Origin of the sequence: Christensenella sp., assembly GCF_034927525.1 — a bacterium.
Classification (GTDB): domain Bacteria; phylum Bacillota; class Clostridia; order Christensenellales; family Christensenellaceae; genus Christensenella.
Genome location: NZ_JAYFPU010000344.1, coordinates 1 through 1728, shown reverse-complemented (window position 1 = coordinate 1728; position 1728 = coordinate 1). Strand labels below are relative to the sequence as shown.

Here is a 1728-nt window from a genome sequence, read left to right as displayed (position 1 = left end):
ACAAAGCTTTGAAAAAAATATCACTACGTATGCGGCTGACGCTTTTCACCGTAGCGCTTTTAGCGGGCGTGTCCGTCGTATTTACCCTTTCCACCATCTATAATGCGCAATTTTCCTATGTAGAGCCATACATCAGCTCCATGAAAGTTAATACAATTCCAATCATGGAAAATTATTACGATGAAGGGTACAGGGTTGTTCCAAATCCGGCAAACGATATTGCGGATATCAATATGTCAGACGGAGCCATATCCACGTCTCCGGCAGCAGCAGTATCCGTTATGGCGACAGCTACGACCCAGTTCAACAGCATGAGCCTGTGGATCATGCTCGCGATCATCGGCGGCGGCGGCTTTCTTACCTATCTCCTGCTTGGGCGCGCATTAAAGCCTGTGCGCGATCTAAGCACGGAGATCGAAGGCATCACCGAGCACGAGCTATCGCAACGCGTCGGAAGCAGTACCGCGCGCGACGAGATCAGCAGCCTCGCCCATTCCTTCAATACGATGCTTGCCCGCCTCGACAAAGCATTCTCAGACCAAAAGCGCTTTTCGTCCGACGCGGCGCACGAATTAAAAACACCGTTGGCGGCGATCAAAACAAATATCGACGTACTGCAATTATCCGACGACCCGACCACCGATGAATACAAGCAGACGGTAGACGTTGTCAAAAAGCAAACTGAACGTATGGTCCGTCTGGTGGATGACCTGTTCACCATCTCTTCACAGCGCTGCTACGATTTTAACGATCCCATCGATTTTGATTCCATGTTTGCCGACATCACAGCGCAGCTTTCGCCGCGCATCGCTGAAAAAGGCCTTTGCGCCACTGTGGAGCCGGGCGGCCTTGCCACGACGGGCAACAGCGTCATGCTCATGCGCGCATTTTCCAACCTCGTCGAAAACGCCGTGAAATATAACGTGCAGGGCGGTAACATAGACATTGCTTCTTTCGCCCGCGATAAGGATTATATCTTTACGATAGCAGATACGGGCATCGGTATCCCTGCGGAAAAACGCGAACATATCTTTGATCCGTTTTTCCGTGCGGACGATTCCCGCTCGCGCAAAATAGGCGGCGCAGGTCTCGGCCTCGCCATTGCAAAAGACATCATCGAACGGCACGGCGGGATGCTTGCCGTCGCCTCCGGCGAGAACGGCGGGACTGTTTTCACTGTCACTCTCCCCCGTCTGTCCGCCGAATAGTTTAAATTTTTTCTCTCGCTTTATTACCGGGCCCTTTCATAATACTCTTTTACAGTTTCTACGTTTTCTGTGATACTGTCGATGGGGCCTTTTGCATATTCCAAAACCAAACGTGCATCGGGCGTATATAACCAATAGTCCTTGAAAAACTTAGTCCAGTCCGTTGGTCCTTCTCCCACCTTCAGATGCGCGTCAAAATCTCCAAAGTTATCATGGATATGGTAAGCTCGAATACGAGATTTGAGGGTTTTTAGTATTTCTGTCATATTCCATTTATTCAATATTGCGTGTCCTGTATCGATCAGAAACTTCAGTTGATTTTCCGGCTCAAATGTTTTTAAAAAAACTTCTTGGTCCATTAACTGGTCTGTAAACGGCATGTTCTCGACCAGTAGCTCTACATTTTCTTTTTTTGCAATATTATCAAGCTCTAACGTTCTTTCCAGCACCCTTTTATAGCTGTCCTGTCGTACAAACCCCGGTTCATCTGGGACAGGCCCATGAGGATGCAGTACACAAT

General features: G+C 48.8%; 2 protein-coding genes. One reads left to right on the top strand and one right to left on the bottom strand.

Annotated elements, in window-relative coordinates; translation table 11 throughout:
• The coding region (locus VB081_RS13800) for a sensor histidine kinase (RefSeq protein WP_323401358.1) at positions 1–1208 on the top strand (1208 nt) is incomplete at its 5' end.
• 23 nt (positions 1209–1231) lie between these two features.
• Here VB081_RS13800 and VB081_RS13795 read toward each other — a convergent pair.
• Positions 1232–1728 (bottom strand): sugar phosphate isomerase/epimerase family protein (locus VB081_RS13795; protein WP_323401357.1); only part of this gene is annotated, 497 nt, incomplete at its 5' end.